18 protein-coding genes are annotated in these 19652 nt (G+C 43.2%); 11 read left to right on the top strand and 7 right to left on the bottom strand.

Features of this window, described 5'->3' with window-relative positions:
- The first annotated feature begins 12 nt into the window (after positions 1-12).
- The 3 genes from ACFFGT_RS14650 to ACFFGT_RS14640 all read left to right on the top strand — a co-directional run bounded on the left by ACFFGT_RS14650 (position 13) and on the right by ACFFGT_RS14640 (position 3921).
- Complete coding sequence (locus ACFFGT_RS14650; RefSeq protein ID WP_377023284.1) at positions 13-1548, top strand: RagB/SusD family nutrient uptake outer membrane protein; 1536 nt, start codon at positions 13-15, stop codon at positions 1546-1548.
- A 120-nt stretch (positions 1549-1668) separates the two neighbouring features.
- The gene (locus ACFFGT_RS14645) at positions 1669-3021 is read left to right on the top strand and encodes a glucoamylase family protein (protein WP_377023283.1); all 1353 of its coding nucleotides are present in this window, start codon (positions 1669-1671) and stop codon (positions 3019-3021) included.
- 102 nt (positions 3022-3123) lie between these two features.
- Positions 3124-3921 carry a carboxylesterase family protein gene (locus tag ACFFGT_RS14640; RefSeq protein WP_377023282.1) on the top strand — a complete coding sequence of 266 codons (798 nt, stop codon included), beginning with the start codon at positions 3124-3126 and terminating at the stop codon, positions 3919-3921.
- Positions 3922-4182: 261 nt separating this feature from the next.
- Here ACFFGT_RS14640 and ACFFGT_RS14635 read toward each other — a convergent pair whose 3' ends face one another.
- The 4 genes from ACFFGT_RS14635 to ACFFGT_RS14620 all read right to left on the bottom strand — a co-directional run bounded on the left by ACFFGT_RS14635 (position 4183) and on the right by ACFFGT_RS14620 (position 7523).
- Complete coding sequence (locus ACFFGT_RS14635) at positions 4183-5169, bottom strand: hypothetical protein (protein ID WP_377023281.1); 987 nt, start codon at positions 5167-5169, stop codon at positions 4183-4185.
- 103 nt (positions 5170-5272) lie between these two features.
- Complete coding sequence (locus ACFFGT_RS14630; protein ID WP_377023280.1) at positions 5273-5488, bottom strand: DUF2442 domain-containing protein; 216 nt, start codon at positions 5486-5488, stop codon at positions 5273-5275.
- 206 nt (positions 5489-5694) lie between these two features.
- Positions 5695-6420 carry a YebC/PmpR family DNA-binding transcriptional regulator gene (locus ACFFGT_RS14625; protein WP_110587330.1) on the bottom strand — a complete coding sequence of 242 codons (726 nt, stop codon included), beginning with the start codon at positions 6418-6420 and terminating at the stop codon, positions 5695-5697.
- A 152-nt stretch (positions 6421-6572) separates the two neighbouring features.
- Complete coding sequence (locus tag ACFFGT_RS14620) at positions 6573-7523, bottom strand: NAD-dependent epimerase/dehydratase family protein (protein WP_377023279.1); 951 nt, start codon at positions 7521-7523, stop codon at positions 6573-6575.
- Between the two features lie 238 nt (positions 7524-7761).
- Between ACFFGT_RS14620 and ACFFGT_RS14615 the strand changes: the two genes are divergently transcribed.
- From ACFFGT_RS14615 to ACFFGT_RS14580, 8 genes are all read left to right on the top strand, one after another.
- Positions 7762-8427: a Type 1 glutamine amidotransferase-like domain-containing protein gene (locus ACFFGT_RS14615; protein ID WP_377023278.1), complete on the top strand. Its 666-nt coding sequence runs from the start codon at positions 7762-7764 to the stop codon at positions 8425-8427.
- A gap of 315 nt (positions 8428-8742) precedes the next feature.
- A complete protein-coding gene (locus ACFFGT_RS14610) occupies positions 8743-9750 on the top strand; it encodes an aspartate-semialdehyde dehydrogenase (protein WP_377023277.1) in 1008 nt (335 codons plus the stop codon).
- 77 nt (positions 9751-9827) lie between these two features.
- Entirely contained in the window at positions 9828-10607 is a 780-nt protein-coding gene (locus ACFFGT_RS14605) for a hypothetical protein (RefSeq protein WP_377023276.1), read from the top strand.
- Between the two features lie 72 nt (positions 10608-10679).
- A complete protein-coding gene (locus ACFFGT_RS14600; protein ID WP_377023275.1) occupies positions 10680-11462 on the top strand; it encodes a hypothetical protein in 783 nt (260 codons plus the stop codon).
- A gap of 10 nt (positions 11463-11472) precedes the next feature.
- On the top strand, positions 11473-12384 hold the full coding sequence (locus tag ACFFGT_RS14595; RefSeq protein ID WP_377023274.1) for a LysR substrate-binding domain-containing protein: 912 nt from the start codon (positions 11473-11475) through the stop codon (positions 12382-12384).
- A gap of 92 nt (positions 12385-12476) precedes the next feature.
- Positions 12477-13952 (top strand): 1-hydroxycarotenoid 3,4-desaturase CrtD, encoded by a 1476-nt coding sequence (gene crtD, locus ACFFGT_RS14590; protein WP_377023273.1) that lies wholly within the window; start codon positions 12477-12479, stop codon positions 13950-13952.
- Between the two features lie 279 nt (positions 13953-14231).
- Positions 14232-16169 (top strand): alpha-amylase family glycosyl hydrolase, encoded by a 1938-nt coding sequence (locus ACFFGT_RS14585; RefSeq protein ID WP_377023272.1) that lies wholly within the window; start codon positions 14232-14234, stop codon positions 16167-16169.
- Positions 16170-16337: 168 nt separating this feature from the next.
- Positions 16338-16529 (top strand): cold-shock protein, encoded by a 192-nt coding sequence (locus tag ACFFGT_RS14580; RefSeq protein WP_090528875.1) that lies wholly within the window; start codon positions 16338-16340, stop codon positions 16527-16529.
- A gap of 138 nt (positions 16530-16667) precedes the next feature.
- Here the strand turns inward: ACFFGT_RS14580 and hemH are convergent, their stop codons facing one another.
- The 3 genes from hemH to ACFFGT_RS14565 all read right to left on the bottom strand — a co-directional run bounded on the left by hemH (position 16668) and on the right by ACFFGT_RS14565 (position 19650).
- A complete protein-coding gene (gene hemH, locus ACFFGT_RS14575; protein WP_377023271.1) occupies positions 16668-17693 on the bottom strand; it encodes a ferrochelatase in 1026 nt (341 codons plus the stop codon).
- Positions 17694-18061: 368 nt separating this feature from the next.
- Positions 18062-18769 (bottom strand): fatty acid desaturase, encoded by a 708-nt coding sequence (locus ACFFGT_RS14570; protein ID WP_377023270.1) that lies wholly within the window; start codon positions 18767-18769, stop codon positions 18062-18064.
- 29 nt (positions 18770-18798) lie between these two features.
- The gene (locus tag ACFFGT_RS14565; protein WP_377023269.1) at positions 18799-19650 is read right to left on the bottom strand and encodes a 4-hydroxy-3-methylbut-2-enyl diphosphate reductase; all 852 of its coding nucleotides are present in this window, start codon (positions 19648-19650) and stop codon (positions 18799-18801) included.
- Positions 19651-19652: the final 2 nt, after the last annotated feature.

The following is a 19652-nucleotide window of genomic DNA, read 5'->3' as shown; positions in this document are numbered from 1 at the left end:
TACAGCACAGTCATGAAAAAGATATATAAACATAAATTAACCATCATCGTCGCCTGCCTTGCCGTATTATCGGGCACACTGCATGCGTGCAAAAATTACCTTGATGTACAGCCACAGGGCCAGATAACGCAAGATCAGATAGCATCAGACCCTGCACAGGCCAAAAACCTGGTATTGGGGATTTACAACGTATTTTACATCGGTGGCTTCGATCCTGATATAGATAGCTTCCAGTTTGTGATCATGACGGATATCGCATCCGACGATGCAGATAAAGGCAGCTCGCCCGATGATTATGGTGATGCCAAACAAATTGATAACCTGCAGACTACAGCCAGTAATGGTGTTGTAAATAACGTTTGGACAGGCCATTACCAGGGGGTTGCAAGAACAAACCAGGCGCTTGATAAATTGCAGAATGCCACGTTTGATGCAGCAACCAAAAACGCGCTCATCGGCGAAGCTAAATTTTTAAGGGCTTATTTTTACTTTAACCTGGTGCGCCTTTACGGTGGTGTGCCTTTGCTTGACAAGGTGCCTACACCGGCCGAAGCAAACCAGGATAAATATCAAACCCGTGCAAGTGCCGATGATGTTTATAAATTTATTATCAGCGATCTGGATTTCGCAGTAGCTAACCTGCCTGATAAAGGCGCTACTGACGTTGGTCGTGCTACAAAAAGTGCAGCCCAGTCACTTGAGGCAAAGGTTTACCTGTATCTGAAAAATTATCAAAAAGCTTACGATTTATCAAAAGCAGTAATTGATGGTGGTAAATATACACTGGTGAAAGATTACTCGCTGATCTGGAGGCAAAAAGCAATAAATGGCGATGGAGGTAATAACAACTCCGAATCGATATTCGAAATTCAGGCAGGGATAAACAAAGCTTGTTCGTCAGGTATTAATTTGTACACCGTATCACAGGGCCCTCGTGCCGGTGGTAAATTCGGCTGGTCTGATCTGGGCTTTGGATTTAATAACCCATCAACAAGCCTGCTGAACGAATATGAAACAGGTGATGTGCGCAGGGCTGGTACAGTAATTACTATATTACCTCATGGTACAACGTTATTTGATGGTTTCCGCATCCCAAGCCGTGATTCTGTTCAAAACGATACCTACAGCTATAAAGCTTACCACAGCCGTACTGCCGAGGATAATTGCGGCGGTAATACCGACAGGCTGCCTAAACAGGTGCGGATTTTACGCTATGCCGATATCTTGTTAATTAATGCCGAAGCTGCTGTTCAATTAGGTAATACTGGTGCTGCAAGTACCGATCTTACTTTGGTCAGGACAAGGGCTGGTTTAGGTGCTGCTGCTCCAACTTTAGAGAACATCTGGCACGAACGCCGTATGGAACTGGCCGAAGAGCATGATCGTTTCTTTGATATTGTTCGCCAGGAATCAGTTAAACCGGGCCGTGCTGCTGCTGCATTTGCCGCCCATGGCAAAACATGGAAAGCTACTGCTGCTTTGTTCCCAATTCCGCAGGCACAAATTGATTTGAGTAATAACAGGTTAAAACAAAACCCCGGCTATTAGTTAGCTATTATAATACACACAATTGATTATGAGGTTGCCCTATTGGGTTAAAGGGCAGCCTCTTTTTAATCTCTTTTCTTTTATGAAAACATTGTTTTCATACTCCGTAACAATTATCCTATGAAAAAGCTATTTATTACCCCCGTACTGATATTGTTTGCTGTTTGCTGTTTTGCTCAAAAAGCTGCAAAAAAAGCAGAAGATGGCATTAAACCTGTTGGCATTATCAAAAACCTTACTGATAGCGCCCTGCTTGATGTAGTGCAGCGCCAAACGTTCCGTTATTTTTGGGATTTTGGTCATCCCGTGAGCGGCCTGGCCCGCGAGCGCAGCAATACTTCTTTTGATTATGGCAATGAGGTGGTAACAACAGGAGGCTCAGGTTTTGGCATTATGGCGCTCATTGTGGCTGATAGCCGCAAATGGATTACCCATGAGCAGGCGGTTGACCGTATGGTGAAGATCGTTAGCTTTTTATACAAGGCCGATGCTTTTCATGGCGCTTTCCCGCACTGGTTAAATGGCGAAACAGGTAAAGTGATCCGCTTTGGCCGTAAAGATGATGGGGGAGATATTGTTGAGTCGGCATATCTTTTCCAGGGGTTGTTATGTGCAAGACAGTATTTTAATGCTGATGACCCGAAAGAACGCCGGATCCGTGATATGATCGGTTGGATGTGGGGCGAAATGGAATGGAGCTGGTATACCCGCGATGGCCGTGACGCCCTTTACTGGCACTGGAGCCCTAATAATGGCTGGGCCATGAATTTCCCGATCCATGGTTTTAATGAATGTTTGATAACCTATGTGCTGGCTGCATCGGCAGAGCGTTATCCGGTTAGCGCAGATGTATACCACCGGGGCTGGGCTCAAAGCGATTTCTTTAAAAACGGTAAAACTTTTTATGGCTTTAAACTGCCTTTGGGTTTTGATTATGGTGGTCCGCTGTTCTTTTCACAATATTCTTTCCTTGGCCTTAACCCCAAAGGCTTAAAAGATGAGTATGCCGATTACTGGGAGCAAAATAAAAACCACAGCTTGATCAATCATGCATACTGTGTTGATAACCCTAAAAAGTTTAAAGGCTACGGCGAAAATTGCTGGGGCTTAACTGCAAGTGACAACTTTGAGGGGTACAACGCACACTCGCCAACTAATGACCTGGGCGTAATTACACCAACAGCTGCACTGTCGGCATTCCCCTATACTCCAGAGTATTCGATGAAGGCATTGCGCCATTTTTATTATGACCTGGGCGATAAGATCTGGGGCGAATATGGTTTTACCGATGCTTTCAGCGAATCGCATAACTGGTACGCCAACTCCTATTTAGCCATTGACCAGGGGCCTATCATTGTGATGATTGAAAATTATCGTACAGGCCTGCTCTGGAAGCTTTTCATGAGCTGCCCCGAAGTGCAGGGAGGCTTAAAAAAGCTTGGTTTTGAAAGCCCGGTTATCGCTAAGAATTAAATCGGAACAAAAAAATAAACAAAAGGCGGTTAAAGAAGTTAAATTTGTTTTAAAGCACCAGTGGCGATCACGCTGGTTGTAAAACAAAGAAGCATTTTAACCATGATTAAAGCAATACGAATTACCGGAATGCTAAGCTTGCTCTTAGCATTCTCTTTTTTAGCCCGAGCCCAAAATTTGACTTCGTTTGACAGGGGCAGCTTTATTTTTAAAGTAGATACGCTGCCATACCGTATTTTATTCCCCAAACATTTTAACCCGGGTCAAAAGTACCCCTTGTTGTTTGTGTTACATGGTTCGGGCGAACGGGGAAACAATAATGAATCGCAGCTGGCTTATGGGGCGCAAAGACTTTTGCAGGATAGCGTTCGTGAAATGTATGAAGCTATAATAGTTTTTCCGCAATGCCCGGCAAAAAGTTATTGGAGCAATGTGAAGCAGGTTACTGACTCGGCAACCAACAAGCGCAAATTTATTTTCCAGGAAAATGCGCCGCCAACCATGGCCATGATCATGCTGATGGGGCTGGTAGATCAGTTTTTAGATAAACCTTTCGTTGATAAGCATAAAATATATGTTGGGGGCCTGAGCATGGGGGGCATGGGCACATTCGAGATCATTGGCCGCGAACCCAAAGTATTTGCCGCAGCATTTGCCATTTGCGGCGGCGATAATACCCTGAACGCAAAAAAGTATGCCAAAAAAGTCCCCCTCTGGATCTTCCACGGTAATAATGACCCCGTAGTACCTGCAGATCATTCGCAGGTGATGGTTGATGCTATTAAAGAGGCTGGGGGAAATCCAAGGTTTACTTTATACCCAGGAGTAGGCCATAACAGCTGGGATAATGCCTTTAATGAGCCGGATTTGTTGCACTGGTTGTTTTCGCATAGTAAGTAAAGGGTTAGTAGTAGAAATAACATCTCTCCACTGGTCGAAGTTTAGCGATAGCGTAACTTCGTCCTAAAATGGGTTAAGCTTTCAGCTTAACTTATATAATAATTAAAAACGGAAAGCTTTTAAAATATCGAAGAACGCGTTTTACGTTAGTAATTTGATCGCGGAAGCAGGATGCTTCCATCGTTTTTGGACGAAGTTACGCTATCGCTAAACTTCGACCAGGAATGGGTTTTAATTGATAGTATTAAGTTAGATAAGAGATTATCCCTCTCCTTCTTTTGGAAGATTTTTCGCATTAAACCTTGGTTTAAAGCCCAGTTTTGGTGCAGGAGCTTCTGTGGCTGGCGGTTCTTCAGTAGTAGTAGTTTCTTCTTTTTTATCTTCTATCGGTTCTTCACTTTCAGCAGGTTTGGTTTTCATCATTGCCGCATTAAAGCGTGGTTTGAAACCCATCTTTGGTGCAGATGTTTCAGCAACTGGGGTTTGAGATTCTTCAGCGGGAGCGTCTTCTTTTTTATCTTCAGCAGGTGCTTCGCTTTCTATCGGTTTAGGTTTTACCATACCCGCATTAAAACGTGGTTTAAAGCCCATTTTTGGAGCAGGCGTTTCAGCTACCGGAGCTTGAGGTTCTTCTTCAGCAGGTATTTCTTTTTTATCGTCCGATGTTGCATCGGCTTCTGCAGGTTTCGGCTTTAACATACCTGCATTAAAGCGTGGTTTAAAGCCCGGTTTAACAGCGGGAACCTGTGTGTCTTCGGCAGGTATCTCTTGTTTTTCTTCAGGAATAATTTCGCCTTCAGCTGGTTTGGGTTTCACCATGCCCGGATTAAAACGCGGTTTAAATGCCGGTTTAGCTGCTGTAGTTTCAGCTTCTATAGGTTCTGACTTAGCCGGTTCTGCAATTGGTTCGTCCTTTTTGTCCTCAGCAGGTGCTGCAGGTTTGGCAGTAACGCCCGGACGAAATTTTGGTGTAAATCCAACTTTGGCCGGTGTACCGGGTTCTATCAAGCTTTCGGTAATAGTTTGTTCGGCAAGCGGGTTTTTGATGTGTACTTTTTCGGTTTTAACCTCAATTGGGACAGGAAACTGCCGCCTTAATTTATTGAACCAGTACTTTTTGGTATGGTCGAAGCTTTTTTCGCCCATTTGCTCAAAGTGATCTTTAAATTCAGAAAACAAAGCCGGCTCGCCCTGTTCAAGAGCTGCAAGGTCAATTCTTTTCTTCTTTAAAAATTCTTCAAAAACCATTTTTTGTTTAGATGTAAGAACCAGGAATCAAGATTGTAAGATGAAAATTTGGCTTCTTAGTTTTTTCTTGCTTCCTGACTCTTGTTGTCTTAAGTCTACACTACTAAAGCGTAACGTCTACATCCAGTTTATTAAACCGGATGCCTTTATCAGTCTGGCTCCAGTCTTCACGTTCCTCGTCGGTAGCGTTAAGTAGTTTCGGGAACCACTCCAACGGGAAAGCCTGAGGTTTGCCACCATCACTTTCAACAAAAAGAAGCCCGTTAGCAAAGGTAACCTTTACTTTTTTTTCTCCCTTACGTGTGTTGAATAGTGGCATGATAATGCTTAATTAAGCCGTCATTGCGAGGTACGAAGACAACCGAACGTAGAGAGCTCATTAATACCTATAAAAATCAAATTATAATTATTAATAATCCCAAACTATACAGGGCGGACCTGCTGATCGGGGATTGCTTCGTACCTCGCAATGACGCGTTGTTTATATTAAATCCGAAATCGAAATTCCGAAATCCGATATCTAAATTACTCCGCCATATTATGATAAACCGCCTGTACGTCGTCGTCTTCCTCCAAACGGTCAATCAGTTTCATGATATCGGTAACCTGTTCTTCGGTAACAGCATGGAATGATTGTGGTACACGCTCCAATTTGGCCGATTTTACTTCGATACCAATTTCTTCCAGTGCTTTTTGCATTTTGCCAAAATCTTCAAAAGCTGTATGGATTACAGCAATATCATTGCCGTTTTCATCAGCCTCAACAAAGATCTCTTCCAAACCTGCATCAATCAGTTCAAATTCAAGTTCTTCCAGGTCGCGCTCGCCGGGTTCAAAGGTGAAAACCGATTTACGGGTGAAGATAAAATCAAGCGAGCCCGTTTTACCTAATGAGCCACCATATTTAGTAAAGTAGCTGCGTACGTTGGCAACGGTACGGTTGGTATTATCGGTTGCAGTTTCAACCAAAACGGCAACACCGTAAGGCGCGTATCCCTCGTAAACAAGCTCTTCGTAATCTTTTTCATCGCGGCTGCTGGCACGTTTAATAGCTGCCTCAACACGGTCTTTAGGCATGTTCACGGCCTTGGCATTTTGTACCGCGGTACGTAAACGCGAGTTGGTGTTAACATCACCGCCGCCGGCTTTAACAGCCATCACAATTTCTTTACCTAAACGGGTAAACTGCACTGCCATTTTGGCCCAGCGCTTAAACTTTCTTTCTTTGCGGAATTCAAATGCTCTTCCCATGTTTTTTTAGTTCATTGTTCATGGTTGATGGTTCATGGATCAACCTTGTTGTTTTACAAAGCTTTGCCTTATAAAGACAAGGCGGTAAATATAATATTTGTTTATATAACGACAGATAAAAACCTTTAACCTTTATCCTTTCGCCTTTAACCTTAAATAACGTTTTTCAGATTCTCCAGCATATCGGCTACCATTTTGGGCAGGTCATATTCCAGTTTCCAGCCCCAGTCGTTTTGTGCATAGCTATCATCGATAGATTTTGGCCAGCTATTGGCAATGGCCTGGCGCGGATCATTTTCGCTATAGCTGATCTCAAAGTTAGGGATCAGTTTCTTTATTTCAGCTGCCAGCTGTTCGGGCGTAAAGCTGATACCGGCAAGGTTATATGATGAACGGATATCGATTTGCTCTGCCGGGGCATCCATCAAACTGATGGTAGCCCTGATGGCATCGTCCATATACATCATGGGCAGGGCAGTACCTTCGGCCAAAAAGCTTTCATAGCTGCCGGTTTTTAAGGCATGATGAAATATATGTACGGCATAATCAGTAGTGCCGCCGCCGGGGTTAGCTTTCCAGCCAATTAAACCCGGGTAACGGATGCTGCGCACATCAAGTCCGTATTTATTAAAATAGTATTCGCACCAGCGTTCGCCGGCCAGTTTACTGAAACCGTAGACCGTGTTAGGATCCATTACACAATACTGTGGTGTATCATGCTGCGGTGAATGTGGACCGAAAACGGCTATGGAGCTTGGCCAAAAAACTTTGGATACTTTAAACTCTACTGCAAAATCAAGCACATGCAGTAAACCGGTCATGTTCAGGTCCCAGGCCATTTTGGGCTTTTGTTCACCCACAGCTGATAAGATGGCTGCCAACAGGTACACCTGTGTGGGGCGGTGTTTGTCAAATATATGGTGCAGGTTGTCTTTATCAAGCACGTTGGCCAGCTCGTATGGCCCGCTGTTGCGAATGGCATAAGTGGGGTTGTTAATATCCGAAGCTATTACGGCCTCGGCCCCGTGTATATTTCTCAAAGCCATTACCAATTCGGTACCTATCTGGCCGTTGGCGCCTATCACTAAAATCTTTTCGCTCATGCAATTTTGAGTTTACGGCGCAAAGGTAGGAAATTGACCGTTGATTATTTTTGATTGCGTTGATTACGCTGATTTTTTGAGTAGTGGTTTATTGGGTTGATGAGGTGAGTGGTTGATTAAGTTATTATAATCCAGTTTGGCAATGTGGGGAATCTTACCGAAATTGGTTTGAGCCTTTAAATTAACATAATAAACAGGCGTATCAAACAGAGCAACGATACATCCAAAAAAAGAAATTATGAAGCTTCTTCTCACTTCCGCCGGTATCAGCAATATGAGTATTCATAACACGCTGATTGAACTTTTGGGAAAACCGATTGCGGAGGCGAATGCCCTTTTCATCCCCACAGCAATATATGCTATAGCCGGCGGTGCAAGCATAGCCCAAAAGGTGATTTGCGGATCATTAGGTGACCCTTTCTGTCAGTTGGGCTGGAAGTCGTTGGGAATATTGGAGCTAACGGCCCTGCCCAGTATCAAACAGGAGCTTTGGGTACCCATGCTACAGGAAACCGACGCCTTGCTGGTTGGCGGTGGCGACTGCCAGTATCTGTGCTACTGGATGCAGCAATCCGGGCTGGCAGGCCTATTGCCTTCGCTGCTGCACAAAATGGTGTATGTGGGTTTGAGCGCCGGGAGTATGATCATGACCCGCTTTGGAACCACTTATGGTAACCATATCCTGCCAGCCGAAAGTGATAAATCGTTGGGACTGGTCGATTTCGCAATTCATCCGCACCTGGATCATGAATGGTTTCCGAAGAATTCGTTAGCCAACATAGAAAAGTTGGCCGCAACGATACCGGTGCCATCATATGCAATTGATGATCAAACCGCCATAAAAGTAACCGACGGGACAATTGAGGTCATCTCCGAGGGACATTGGAAGCTGTTTAATCCCTGATATGAAAATATCGACGTTTTAGAATTAGATAGAAGTCACAAGTCCGCCACCTGCTGGCCTTCGCTCAAGACTTGCGCCAGTATGAGATCAAGACTTGCGCCAGTATTGGGTTCAGACAACCACTCACCTAATCCACCCAATCAACCACTCACCATAAAGCCAACCACTCACTAATTCCCCACCAAAACTATAGACTTTATATTTTCGCGTAAGCAAAAAAATGTGCATATTTGAGGGTTTAACTTTTAAAACACATAATTAATTAAAAACAGGCGCTGTGAAGCAGCCTGATACATTTCAAAAACAATTTAAAAAATGAAAGTCGCAGTAGTAGGTGCTACAGGATTAGTAGGCACCAAAATGTTGCAGGTTCTTGCAGAACGCAACTTCCCCGTTACAGAATTAATTCCCGTAGCTTCAGAAAAAAGTATTGGTAAAGAAATTACTTTTAAGGGTAAGCAGTTTAAGGTGGTTTCTGTTGAGGATGCGATTAAGATGAAGCCGGACGTAGCAATTTTCTCGGCCGGCGGAAGCACTTCATTACAGCAGGCCCCTTTATTTGCGGCTGCTGGTACAACTGTTATTGATAATTCATCGGCATGGCGTATGGACCCAACCAAAAAATTGGTTGTGCCTGAAGTAAATGCTGATGTACTTACTGCCGAAGATAAGATCATCGCTAACCCAAATTGCTCAACCATACAAATGGTAGTGGCTTTAAAACCGCTGCATGATAAATACAAAATTAAAAGGGTAGTGGTTTCAACCTACCAATCGGTTACCGGTACTGGTGTTAAAGCTGTTGAACAGTTATTTAACGAGCGTAAAGGTATCGACGGGCCGAAGGTTTATCCTTATACTATCGATTTGAACGTGATCCCGCAGATTGATGTATTTACCGAAAACGGTTATACTAAGGAGGAAATGAAAATGATCCTCGAAACCAAAAAGATCATGGGCGATGACAGCATTAAAGTAACTGCTACCACCGTGCGTATCCCGGTTATGGGCGGCCACTCTGAGTCGGTTAATATTGAATTTTTGCATGATTTTGACCTGGGCGAAGTACGTGAGCTGTTAGCTAACTCGCCGGGCATTGTTGTGGTTGATGATACCGCTAACCTGAAATACCCGATGCCGCTTGACGCGCACGACAAAGACGAGGTATTTGTAGGCCGCATCCGCCGCGACGAAAGCCAGGACAATACCCTTAACTGCTGGATTGTATCTGACAACCTGCGTAAAGGTGCAGCTACCAACGCTGTGCAGATTGCCGAATATTTGGCAGAAAAGCATTTGATCGGTCAGCCGGTTGAGGCATAAGGAATAATATTATTTCGAAATATTGGGATAGGGATAGTCACTTGATTATCCCTATTTTTATGCAGTAATATTTTTCTATGAAAACCTTAACGCTTATCATTTTTTCATTGTTATTACCTGTTAGCCTTTTGGCGCAAACTCCAAAAACTATTGAGGCCGACTTATTTAGATCATTTAAAAAGATAGACTATTGGGACGAGCAAGAGAAGAAAGGGAATATTAATGCAGGCGACTCCCTTTTTAAAGCTAATGACATGTTTGGTAAGAAGTTAAAGCAGTATACTGAAACTTACCCGGCTTCGATAAACCTTTCGTTCAATTTGCTTAAAAAAGCGGGATTGGATATTTTTACTTCGACTGACAGTTTAATTAGAATTTATTCATGGGATACCTGGTTGGGTGGCACCAAGCACATTTTTGCCAATGTATTACAATACAAAGTGGAAAGTAAAACTAAGTCAACTTTATCGGGGGACCTTGAGTACGGAGATGCACCCTTTTACTCAAACTTATATACTTTCAAAACAGGCGATAAAACTTACTATCTGGGTATCTACGGTAATATTTATTCCTCAAAAGATACCGGTACAGGTATTAAAGTGTTTGATATTGAAAATGGCAAGTTAAATGATGATGTAAAGATCATCAAAACAGGATCGGGCCTGAAAAGCAAAATCTATTACGATTATGATTTCTTTTCGGTAGTTGACATCACTTTTGAAAAACGCCCCACCATCACTTTTGATCAAGCTACCCAGATCATCCATATACCACTGGTTGACGTAAAGGGGCAGGTAACTAAAAAATTCATCAACTATAAATTCAACGGGCAATACTTTGAAAAAATAAAAGGCTAAAAAACAAGCAACTGATAGCGATTTGATACGAATATCAATCGGAATTGCTTTTTTTGCGTATCTTGTTTACCGATGAAAACCTTTAAGTTTATAATTGTTTTCTGCTGCTGTTTTTACTCAGCAAATTTGTTTGCCCAAAGTCCACAGGCCATTGAGGCCGATCTGTTACGGATTTTTAAAAGGGTGAACTACTACGGCACTCACAAAAAAGAGTGGAAAGCTATTGATTCGTTAGAAAAAATGAATAAGATCTTTGGCTTTAAGCTGAAGTATTATACTTCCAGGTATCCCGAAACCATTAATTATCCTTTTACCGAACTGGTTAAAGAGCGGGTGGTAATAGCTACTTCGGCCGATGGCTTGTTCCGTACATATTCATGGGACACCAAACTGGGTACTACAGGGTATGATTTTGACAATGTTTTACAATATAAAGTTAATGGCCAGGTATTCTCGTCCTTAAAAATGGATTCGGTAGGGAAAAAGCATAACCCGGTTTACTGGTATTCCAGGCTTTATACCTTAAGGGCCAATAATAAAGTTTATTATTTAGGGGTATATAATTCGGTACGATCAAGTATTGATGCAACCCAGGGTATCCAGTTTTTTACCATCGAAAAGGATAAATTAAACGGTACGGTGCTGCTTGTTAAAACGGCAACAGGCATGCATAGCAAGCTGTATTTTGATTACAACTTTCTTTCGGTTGTTAACTGGAAAGTGATCCCTACTATTTATTTTGATGCTAAAACGCAAACCATTCATAGTCCGCTGGTCGATGCTAAAAGGCAGGTTACGCATAATTATATCGTGTATAAATTTACCGGGAAGTATTTTGAACGGGTAAAAAATTAACTTTGCCCTCATGATCTCTTTTGCCCACCGCGTATTTATGGAAGTTGCCGCCAACCTGAGTTTCAGTAAGGCCGCGCAGGTGCTGTTTATAACACAGCCTGCCATAAGTAAGCATGTTAAGGCGCTTGAAGATCAATACAAAGTTCCCCTGTTTGAACGCAAGGGCAACAGCATTTTACTCACAGAAGCCGGCAACAAACTAAATGAATACCTGCAACAGGCAACGGAGATTGAGCGGAAGATAGAATATGATCTTTCGGTATTAAGCAATCTTTCGCAGGCTGCCGGGCATTTGCGTTTGGGGGCAAGTACAACCATTGCCCTGTATATTTTACCTTCGATACTTTCGGGTTTTCAGCGTGAGTATGCCAATGTTGATGTACAACTGGTAAACCGCAACAGCGAATATATTTTGAATGCCCTGCTTAACCATGAGGTTGATATCGGTATTATTGAGGTTGATAACAAGCTCACCACAGTATCATACAAACCTTTTATGAGCGACGAAGTGATCCCGGTTTGCTCGGCTAAAAGTCCGCTGGCCGGTAAATCATTAACCTTAAAGCAGTTTGTAAAAACACCCTTGGCTGTACGAGAGCGCGGTTCCGGTACTTTGAATGCGGTATTGAAAGCCCTTTCGGCATTGCATATTAAACCGGCAGATCTTTCGGTAAAGATTCGCCTTGGCGGTACCGAAGCGTTAAAGAATTTCCTGCTGGCCGATCAGTGCCTCGGCTTTATGCCCCGGCCATCCATCATTCGTCAATTAGCCGAAGGCGACCTGGTTGAAGTGCCTGTTGAAGGCCTTAAAATAACACGCGATTTCTTTTTTATCCGCCGCAAGGGTACTGAGGATTATGGGTTGACGAGTAACTTTATCAATTTTGCGCTACACACACTGTCTGAACCGGGATTTTTATAGGATTTTTTTGATTGGCCGGATTTTACTATCAAATCAAAGAAAAATCCAGTTAATCAGGAAAATCTCCCCAAATCCCGGTTATCTTTACCCCTATGCCCCTCTCTAAAAAAGCTTTAATTGTTGGCGCCGGTATAGCGGGTATTGCTGCAGCTATCCGTTTGGCAGTAAAAGGCTATAGCGTTGAGGTTTATGAAGCCAATAACTACCCTGGCGGTAAGCTCAATCAGTTTGAGCAGGATGGTTACCGCTTTGATGCCGGGCCGAGCCTGTTTACCATGCCGCAATACGTCGACGAACTTTTTGAACTGGCCGGTAAAAAACCTTCCGATTATTTCGGGTATCAAAAGCTGGATCCTGTTTGCAAATATTTTTATGAAGATGGCACCCACCTCAATGCTTATGCCGATGCAGGCAAGTTTGGCAATGAGATACAAACGCAAACCGGCGAACTTGCCATCGCTGTAAAGCGGTACCTGGAAAATAGCAGCAGGATTTATAGCATAACCAATCATGTTTTTTTAGAGCGCTCCCTGCACCTGCTCAAAACCTACCTGCGCTGGGATACATTCAAATCAATATTAAGATTTGGGAAGATAGATGCCTTCCGCAGCATGCATAATGCTAATCAAAGTTTCTTTAAAGATAAACGGGTAGTACAGTTTTTTGACAGGTACGCAACCTATAATGGCTCAAACCCCTATGCCGCGCCTGCTACCTTGAACGTGATCCCGCATCTGGAGCAGCATTTTGGCGCTTATTTTCCTGAGGGGGGAATGCATAGCATAACTTCCGCTTTAGTGCGGCTGGCCGGGTCATTAGGCGTAAAATTTCATTACAATAGCCCTGTGGCAGAAATTGTATTGCGAGAAAAAAAAGTAAAAGGGATCCGGACGAATGCTGGGATAATTGGGGGGGATCTTGTGATATCCAACATGGATATCTGGTTCACCTATAACAAATTGCTGAGCACTTATCCCAAATTTCATCCTCAAAAAATACTAAGTCAGGAGCGAAGCAGTTCGGCATTGATATTTTACTGGGGTATCCGGCATCAGTTTAAGGAACTTGATCTTCATAATATATTTTTCAGTGCTGATTATGAAGCAGAGTTTGATCACATCTGGCGGCAAAAGGACATCTATCATGATCCGACCATCTATCTCAATATCAGCTCCAAATATAAATCTGATGATGCTCCCGAAGGCTGCGAAAACTGGTTTGTAATGATCAACGTACCGGCCAATGCGGGGCAGGATTGGGATGCGTTGATAGTAGATGCGCGGAAAAATATATTAAACAAGCTGAGCCGCCTGCTGGGCAAAGACATCAGTCCGCTGACAGCTAATGAAAATATTCTTGATCCACGGAGTATCGAAAGCCGGACATCCTCTTACCAGGGTTCTCTTTATGGCACCAGTTCAAACAGCCAGTTTGCTGCGTTTTTGCGGCATGCCAATAAATCGTCGAAAGTTAAAGGTTTATATTTTTGCGGAGGAAGTGTGCATCCCGGAGGAGGGATCCCGCTTTGTTTGCTTTCGGCAAAAATTGTGAGTTCGTTAGTTGACTAAGTATTCGTTACTACTATTGATAAGTTGCACCGGAGGTGCAAAAGGTTTGTAGAAATAACAAAATAAAAGAATTTTAGCGTGCCAGAGGTACGCAACAAATAAGGAGCATTAACTATACCTAATAGCTCCCTGATTTTTATCCCTGCAGGATAAATACATAATTTTAACGAAATATAATTTTACCAATTATTTTGCAGATATTGCAATGCTGATATACTTCTACCTGTAAACCAACAGGCTATCAGCTGTTTTAGTGCAATAAACCAATTATAACAAAATATGACAATTAAGAATGTTTACCTGTTACTTGCCGGACTTTTATTGGCCGGTTTTACTTCATGCAAAAAGAAGGATGTTTTGCCGGGCAATACCGGGAACGTTCCCGGTGACACAGTTGTGAATACCGGAAAGGCGTTGCCTGCAGGGGCCAGGGATGGGGTTACTTTTATCAATTCGGGAAAGTCGGTCATTTTTAACCTGTATGCGCCCGGCAAAAAATCGGTATCTGTCATAGGTGATTTTAATGGCTGGGATGTTAACGATGCCAAGGCCGTAATGAACAATACGCCCGATGGCAAACGCTGGTGGGTGCAGATTGATAATATTGATGCCGCTACCGAATATGGTTACCAGTTTTACATTGATAAATCATTAAAAGTGGCCGATCCGTACACCGAAAAGGTACTTGACCCCGATAATGATTCATATATATTATCAGATACCTATCCCAACTTAAAGAAATATCCAACCGGGAAAACTACCGGTAATGTAAGTGTTTTCCAGGCTAACCAGCCTGCGTACAGCTGGAAAAATAGCAGCTTTGTTCGTCCGGATAAAAAGAACCTGGTTGTTTATGAATTGTTACTGCGCGATTTTATTAACGCCCATAATTACCAAACCCTTACCGATACTTTAAAATATCTTTCAAACTTAGGTGTTAACGCTATTGAGCTGATGCCAATCAACGAGTTTGAAGGCAACCTTTCATGGGGCTATAATCCATCGTTTTATTTTGCGCCTGATAAGTACTATGGCACTAAAAACGCATTAAAAGCTTTTATCGATGAATGCCACTCGCGCGGTATAGCGGTGATCCAGGATATGGTGCTTAACCATTCGTTCGGCCAATCGCCTATGGTACAAATGTATTTTAATACAGCAGCAGGTAAACCGGCGGCAGATAATCCATGGTATAATGTTGACCCAACGCACCCCTACAATGTGGGCTACCAGTTTAACCACGAAAGTGCCGATACCAAATATTTTGTAAAAAACGTGCTTAAATTCTGGATGACGGAGTATAAGATCGATGGCTTCCGTTTTGATCTTTCAAAAGGCTTTACGCAGGTTAACTATGGTACGTCTGATGCAGCCGTAGGGCCATGGGGGCAATATGATGCAAGTCGCGTAGCCATCTGGAAAGACTATAACAACTATATCAAAAGCATCGACAATAACAACTTTTACGTGATCCTGGAACATTTTGCCGCTAACCAGGAAGAAAAAGAACTGGCCGGCGAAGGCATGATGCTTTGGAACAATCTTAACTATAACGCCAACGAAGCTACCATGGGCTGGTTAACCAATTCCAACTTCCAGGGCTTGTTTTATGATCAGCATACGTTTACCCAGCCTTATAATTTGGTGAGCTATTTTGAAAGCCACGATGAAGAACGCCTGCAGTTTAAGAATGAGAGCTACGGCAATGCGGTTGGCAGCTACAATGTAAAAGATAAAAATACCGGATTAGCGCGCGAAGAAATGGCGGCCGCGTTCCTGTTCTCCGTGCCGGGCCCTAAAATGCTTTGGCAATTTGGCGAGCTTGGTTACGACGTAAGTATTGATCAGGGGGGGCGTACCAGTAATAAACCCATCTACTGGAATTACAATACCGACCCTAACAGGAGGCATTTGTACAGCATTTATTCAAAAATGATTAAGATGAAGGAGAAGAATGCCGTATTTGCCTCAACCAATTATACCTATAGTCTCGGTGGTGCAATTAAAACTATACAGCTAAAAGATGCCAGCGCAAATGTGGAAGTGGTGGGCAATTTTGATGTGGTACAGCAACCGGGCAGCATCAGCTTCCCGGCTATCGGAACCTGGTATGATAACATTAGTGGGGGCAGTATAAATGTAACATCATTGCCATATTCCATGACGCTGCAACCTGGCGAATATCATGTTTATAGCAGTGTTGCTTTACAGCAATAATGAGGGTAAAACACTAAGTGTTAAGGCTTCCGGGAGTAAAGAAATGCTGTTTTTATGCGTCGAATTTTAACAGCGAACTATACTCCTGAAAACTATAAGTGTGTAATGGCCTTATTTTTAATTGATTATTGATTATTAATGTTATCTTTGCAATAATTAAATAAAAATATAATGCAAGGAACAGTAAAATTCTTTAATGAAACAAAAGGCTTCGGATTTATTACACCAACTAATGGTGGTGCTGAAGTTTTTGTGCACGTCTCAGGCCTGATCGACACTATCCGTGAAAATGATAGCGTTACCTACGATGTAGAGCAAGGCAAAAAAGGCTTAAATGCGGTAAATGTAAAAGTAGGTTAAACTATCAATTATATAAAAATCGTACAGCATCTGTTCAGCAATGAGCAGATGCTTTTTTTATGGAATAAAAAAGCCTAACGCATGCTGATTATTAGCAATATCATTAGGCTTTAATTTTATCTTAACCGAAGATTCTTCTTAAGCCACCTCTGGGTTCACCATTTGCACCAAAGCTTCAATAAACTTAGGTGCATCGTTCAGGCTTTCCACCAACTGAACGTGCTCACCGCCGAGGGCTTTAAATTCATCGCCGTATTCGGTAGTTACTTCATATACAGTTTCAAGGCAGTCGGCTACAAAGGCAGGGCAAAATACCAGGAGGCGTTTCTTGCCTTCGCCGGCCAGTTTAGCTACAATTTCGCTGGTGTAGGGTTGTACCCATGGGTCGTTACCCAAGCGCGACTGAAAGCAGATGGTGTATTTCTCTCTCGGGATGCCAAGCTTTTCAGCAATCAGCTTTGCCGTATGGTGCGATTGTGCCGAATAGCAAAACCGGTTGGCATCAGTAAGCGTTTCACAACAGCTTGCCGATTTAAGGCAATGGTTATGTGTATGGTCGGCCTTGATCAGCTGCCTTTGAGGTAAGCCGTGAAAGCTGAACAATACATGGTCGTAAGTTTCGGGGTTATATTTCTGTGCGTTATCGGCAAAGGTTTCGATCATCAGTTCATTATCATGAAACGAGTTAATGAAGGTGATATTTGGTGATGTTGGCCATTGACCAACAATACCCATCACCTTTTCGTAAACCGAGCCGGTACTGGCCGAGGCATATTGCGGAAACAACGGGATCACCTGGATACTTTCAACAAGTGCTGCCTTCAGTTTTTCCAAAGCCGATTCGATAGAAGGGTTTTGGTAACGCATAGCCAGCTCAACCATATATTCATCGCCAAGGCGCTGTTGTAAAGCCTGTTGCTGCAAAATGCTGTAATGTAATAGTGGCGAGCCTGTTTTTGGATCCCAGATGGCCTGGTATAATTTGGCCGATTTTGGAGCTCTGAACGGAACAATAAGGCCTTTAACTAAAAGAGTACGTGAAAATGTTCCGATGTCAATAACCCGCGGATCCATTAAAAACTCATTCAAATAACGCTTTACATCTGCTGTACTTGGGCTATCCGGTGTGCCCAGGTTAACCAGTAAAATTCCTTTTTTAGCCATAACTGTAGGCTGCAAAAGTAACAAAAAATGCCCCGTAACTTATGATGGCGGTCACAATTTACAAATAAATGAGGCGCAAACATCATTTATACACCCGGCATTTATACTCCCGTCATTGCGAGGTACGAAGCAATCGCGAACAGTACAGAGAGAATTGAACGGATATTAGAATAGCGAATCTGCATAGCGTATACATCAGGATCCACTGCGAGAGACCCTGATGGGACGTTAAAATTCAATAAATTCTTTAATTCATTTAATTCCGATTCAGAATTAGGGCGTTGCCTACGGCCGGGCTATCCGCTCATACTGCACAAGGCATCGGTATCCGCTACCATCCCTAACACAGGAAGTTGCAGAAAACAATGTTATTCAGACTGACTTTGTAATTTCTTTTCCTCCGGCTTTGGAGCTTTCCACAACCTCCACCATGGCACCCCCGGCGATTCGTGATGCTCATAATGATACCCGAAAAAGTAGCAGCTAAAAAAAGCAGCAATATGGTTGCGTCGCTGGCTCCGGGCAAAATGCCGGTTGTCATGCTCGCCTTTATGAGGCTGATAGGTACCGAAGTAAAATAGCTGCAACGTGCTTAACAACGATGGCACTACCCAAAACATAATAAGGTTTGGCTGCGGGATCCAAATCTTCAGGATGTTGAAAATAACTGCCATCACCACAATTTGCCATACGGACAGGTAATTGCGGATAAACTGAACATACCAGGCAAAAAAACTGCCCTGATGATAATCCGGATCATCATTAGTGTGCACATGACCATGATGCTTGTGATGCTTGGTATACAATTGCGGGTACCAGAACGAGGCATACAGAAAAGTACTCAGGTAGCCAGCAAAGTTATTTAAACTTCTGTTTGGCGAAACCGTGCCATGCATAGCGTCATGCGCGGTAATGAACAACCCAGTGTACAGGTGCATCTGCACCAGCATCAATACATAAACAAGGGGGTTAGCGAAACTGAAATGCCATTGCATGAGCAATATAATGCTTGTTGCCCAGCAGCTAATTACCAGCGCGGCTACAAACAAACCGGTATGTGAGGGGCTTTTTTGCATGTTACGGTATTACAGCAAAAAGCGTGCTGTTAAAAATTTTCAAGCGCGGCTTTTACTTTCTGCATCAGCCACATGGGGGTTGATGTTGCACCGGCAATGCCAATGGTATCATTCGGGGCAAACATGTTTTTGTCCAGCTCGTCTGTTGATGATATGAAATAGGTATTGGGATTGTGCTTGCGGCATACTTCATACAATACTTTGCCGTTTGACGATTTTTTGCCCGATACAAACACGATCTTATCAAAGCGCGTTGCAAATTTGGGCAAGTCTTTATCGCGGTTACTTACCTGGCGGCAAATGGTATCGTTGGCTTTAAGGGCATAACCGCGGGCGATAAGCTCGTCCTTCACCGAGTAGAATTTGTCCATACTCTTGGTGGTTTGGCTGTACAGCGTGATATTATGCGGAAGCTCTACATTATCCAACTCAGCAATGTCCTGGAAAACGAGCGCTTCGTTATTGGTTTGACCTTGCAGGCCAACCACTTCGGCATGGCCATGTTTGCCAAAAATCAGGATCTTTTCGTTGGAGTCGTAGGAAGTTTTGATGCGGTTTTGCAGTTTTAGCACTACCGGGCACGAGGCGTCAATAAGGGTGATATTGTTTTCTAAAGCCGTTCTGTAAGTATCAGGAGCTTCACCATGGGCGCGGATAAGTACCTTTTCGTTACGCAGGTCTTTAAGTTGAGCGTGCTCAATAATGCGCAGGCCTCTCGCCTTTAAGCGTTCAACTTCCTCATCGTTGTGCACGATATCGCCAAGGCAGTACAGGTATCCCTCTTCTTCTAAAATCTCCTCAGCCATATCAATGGCATAAACCACCCCAAAGCAAAAGCCCGAATCCTGGTCAATAGTAACCTTTAACTGATAATCTCCCATGG

The sequence above is a fragment of the Mucilaginibacter angelicae genome, from assembly GCF_042434235.1.
Classification (GTDB): domain Bacteria; phylum Bacteroidota; class Bacteroidia; order Sphingobacteriales; family Sphingobacteriaceae; genus Mucilaginibacter; species Mucilaginibacter angelicae.
Note: the sequence above shows the minus strand (reverse complement) of the source record. Positions and strands in the feature narration are given on the sequence as shown.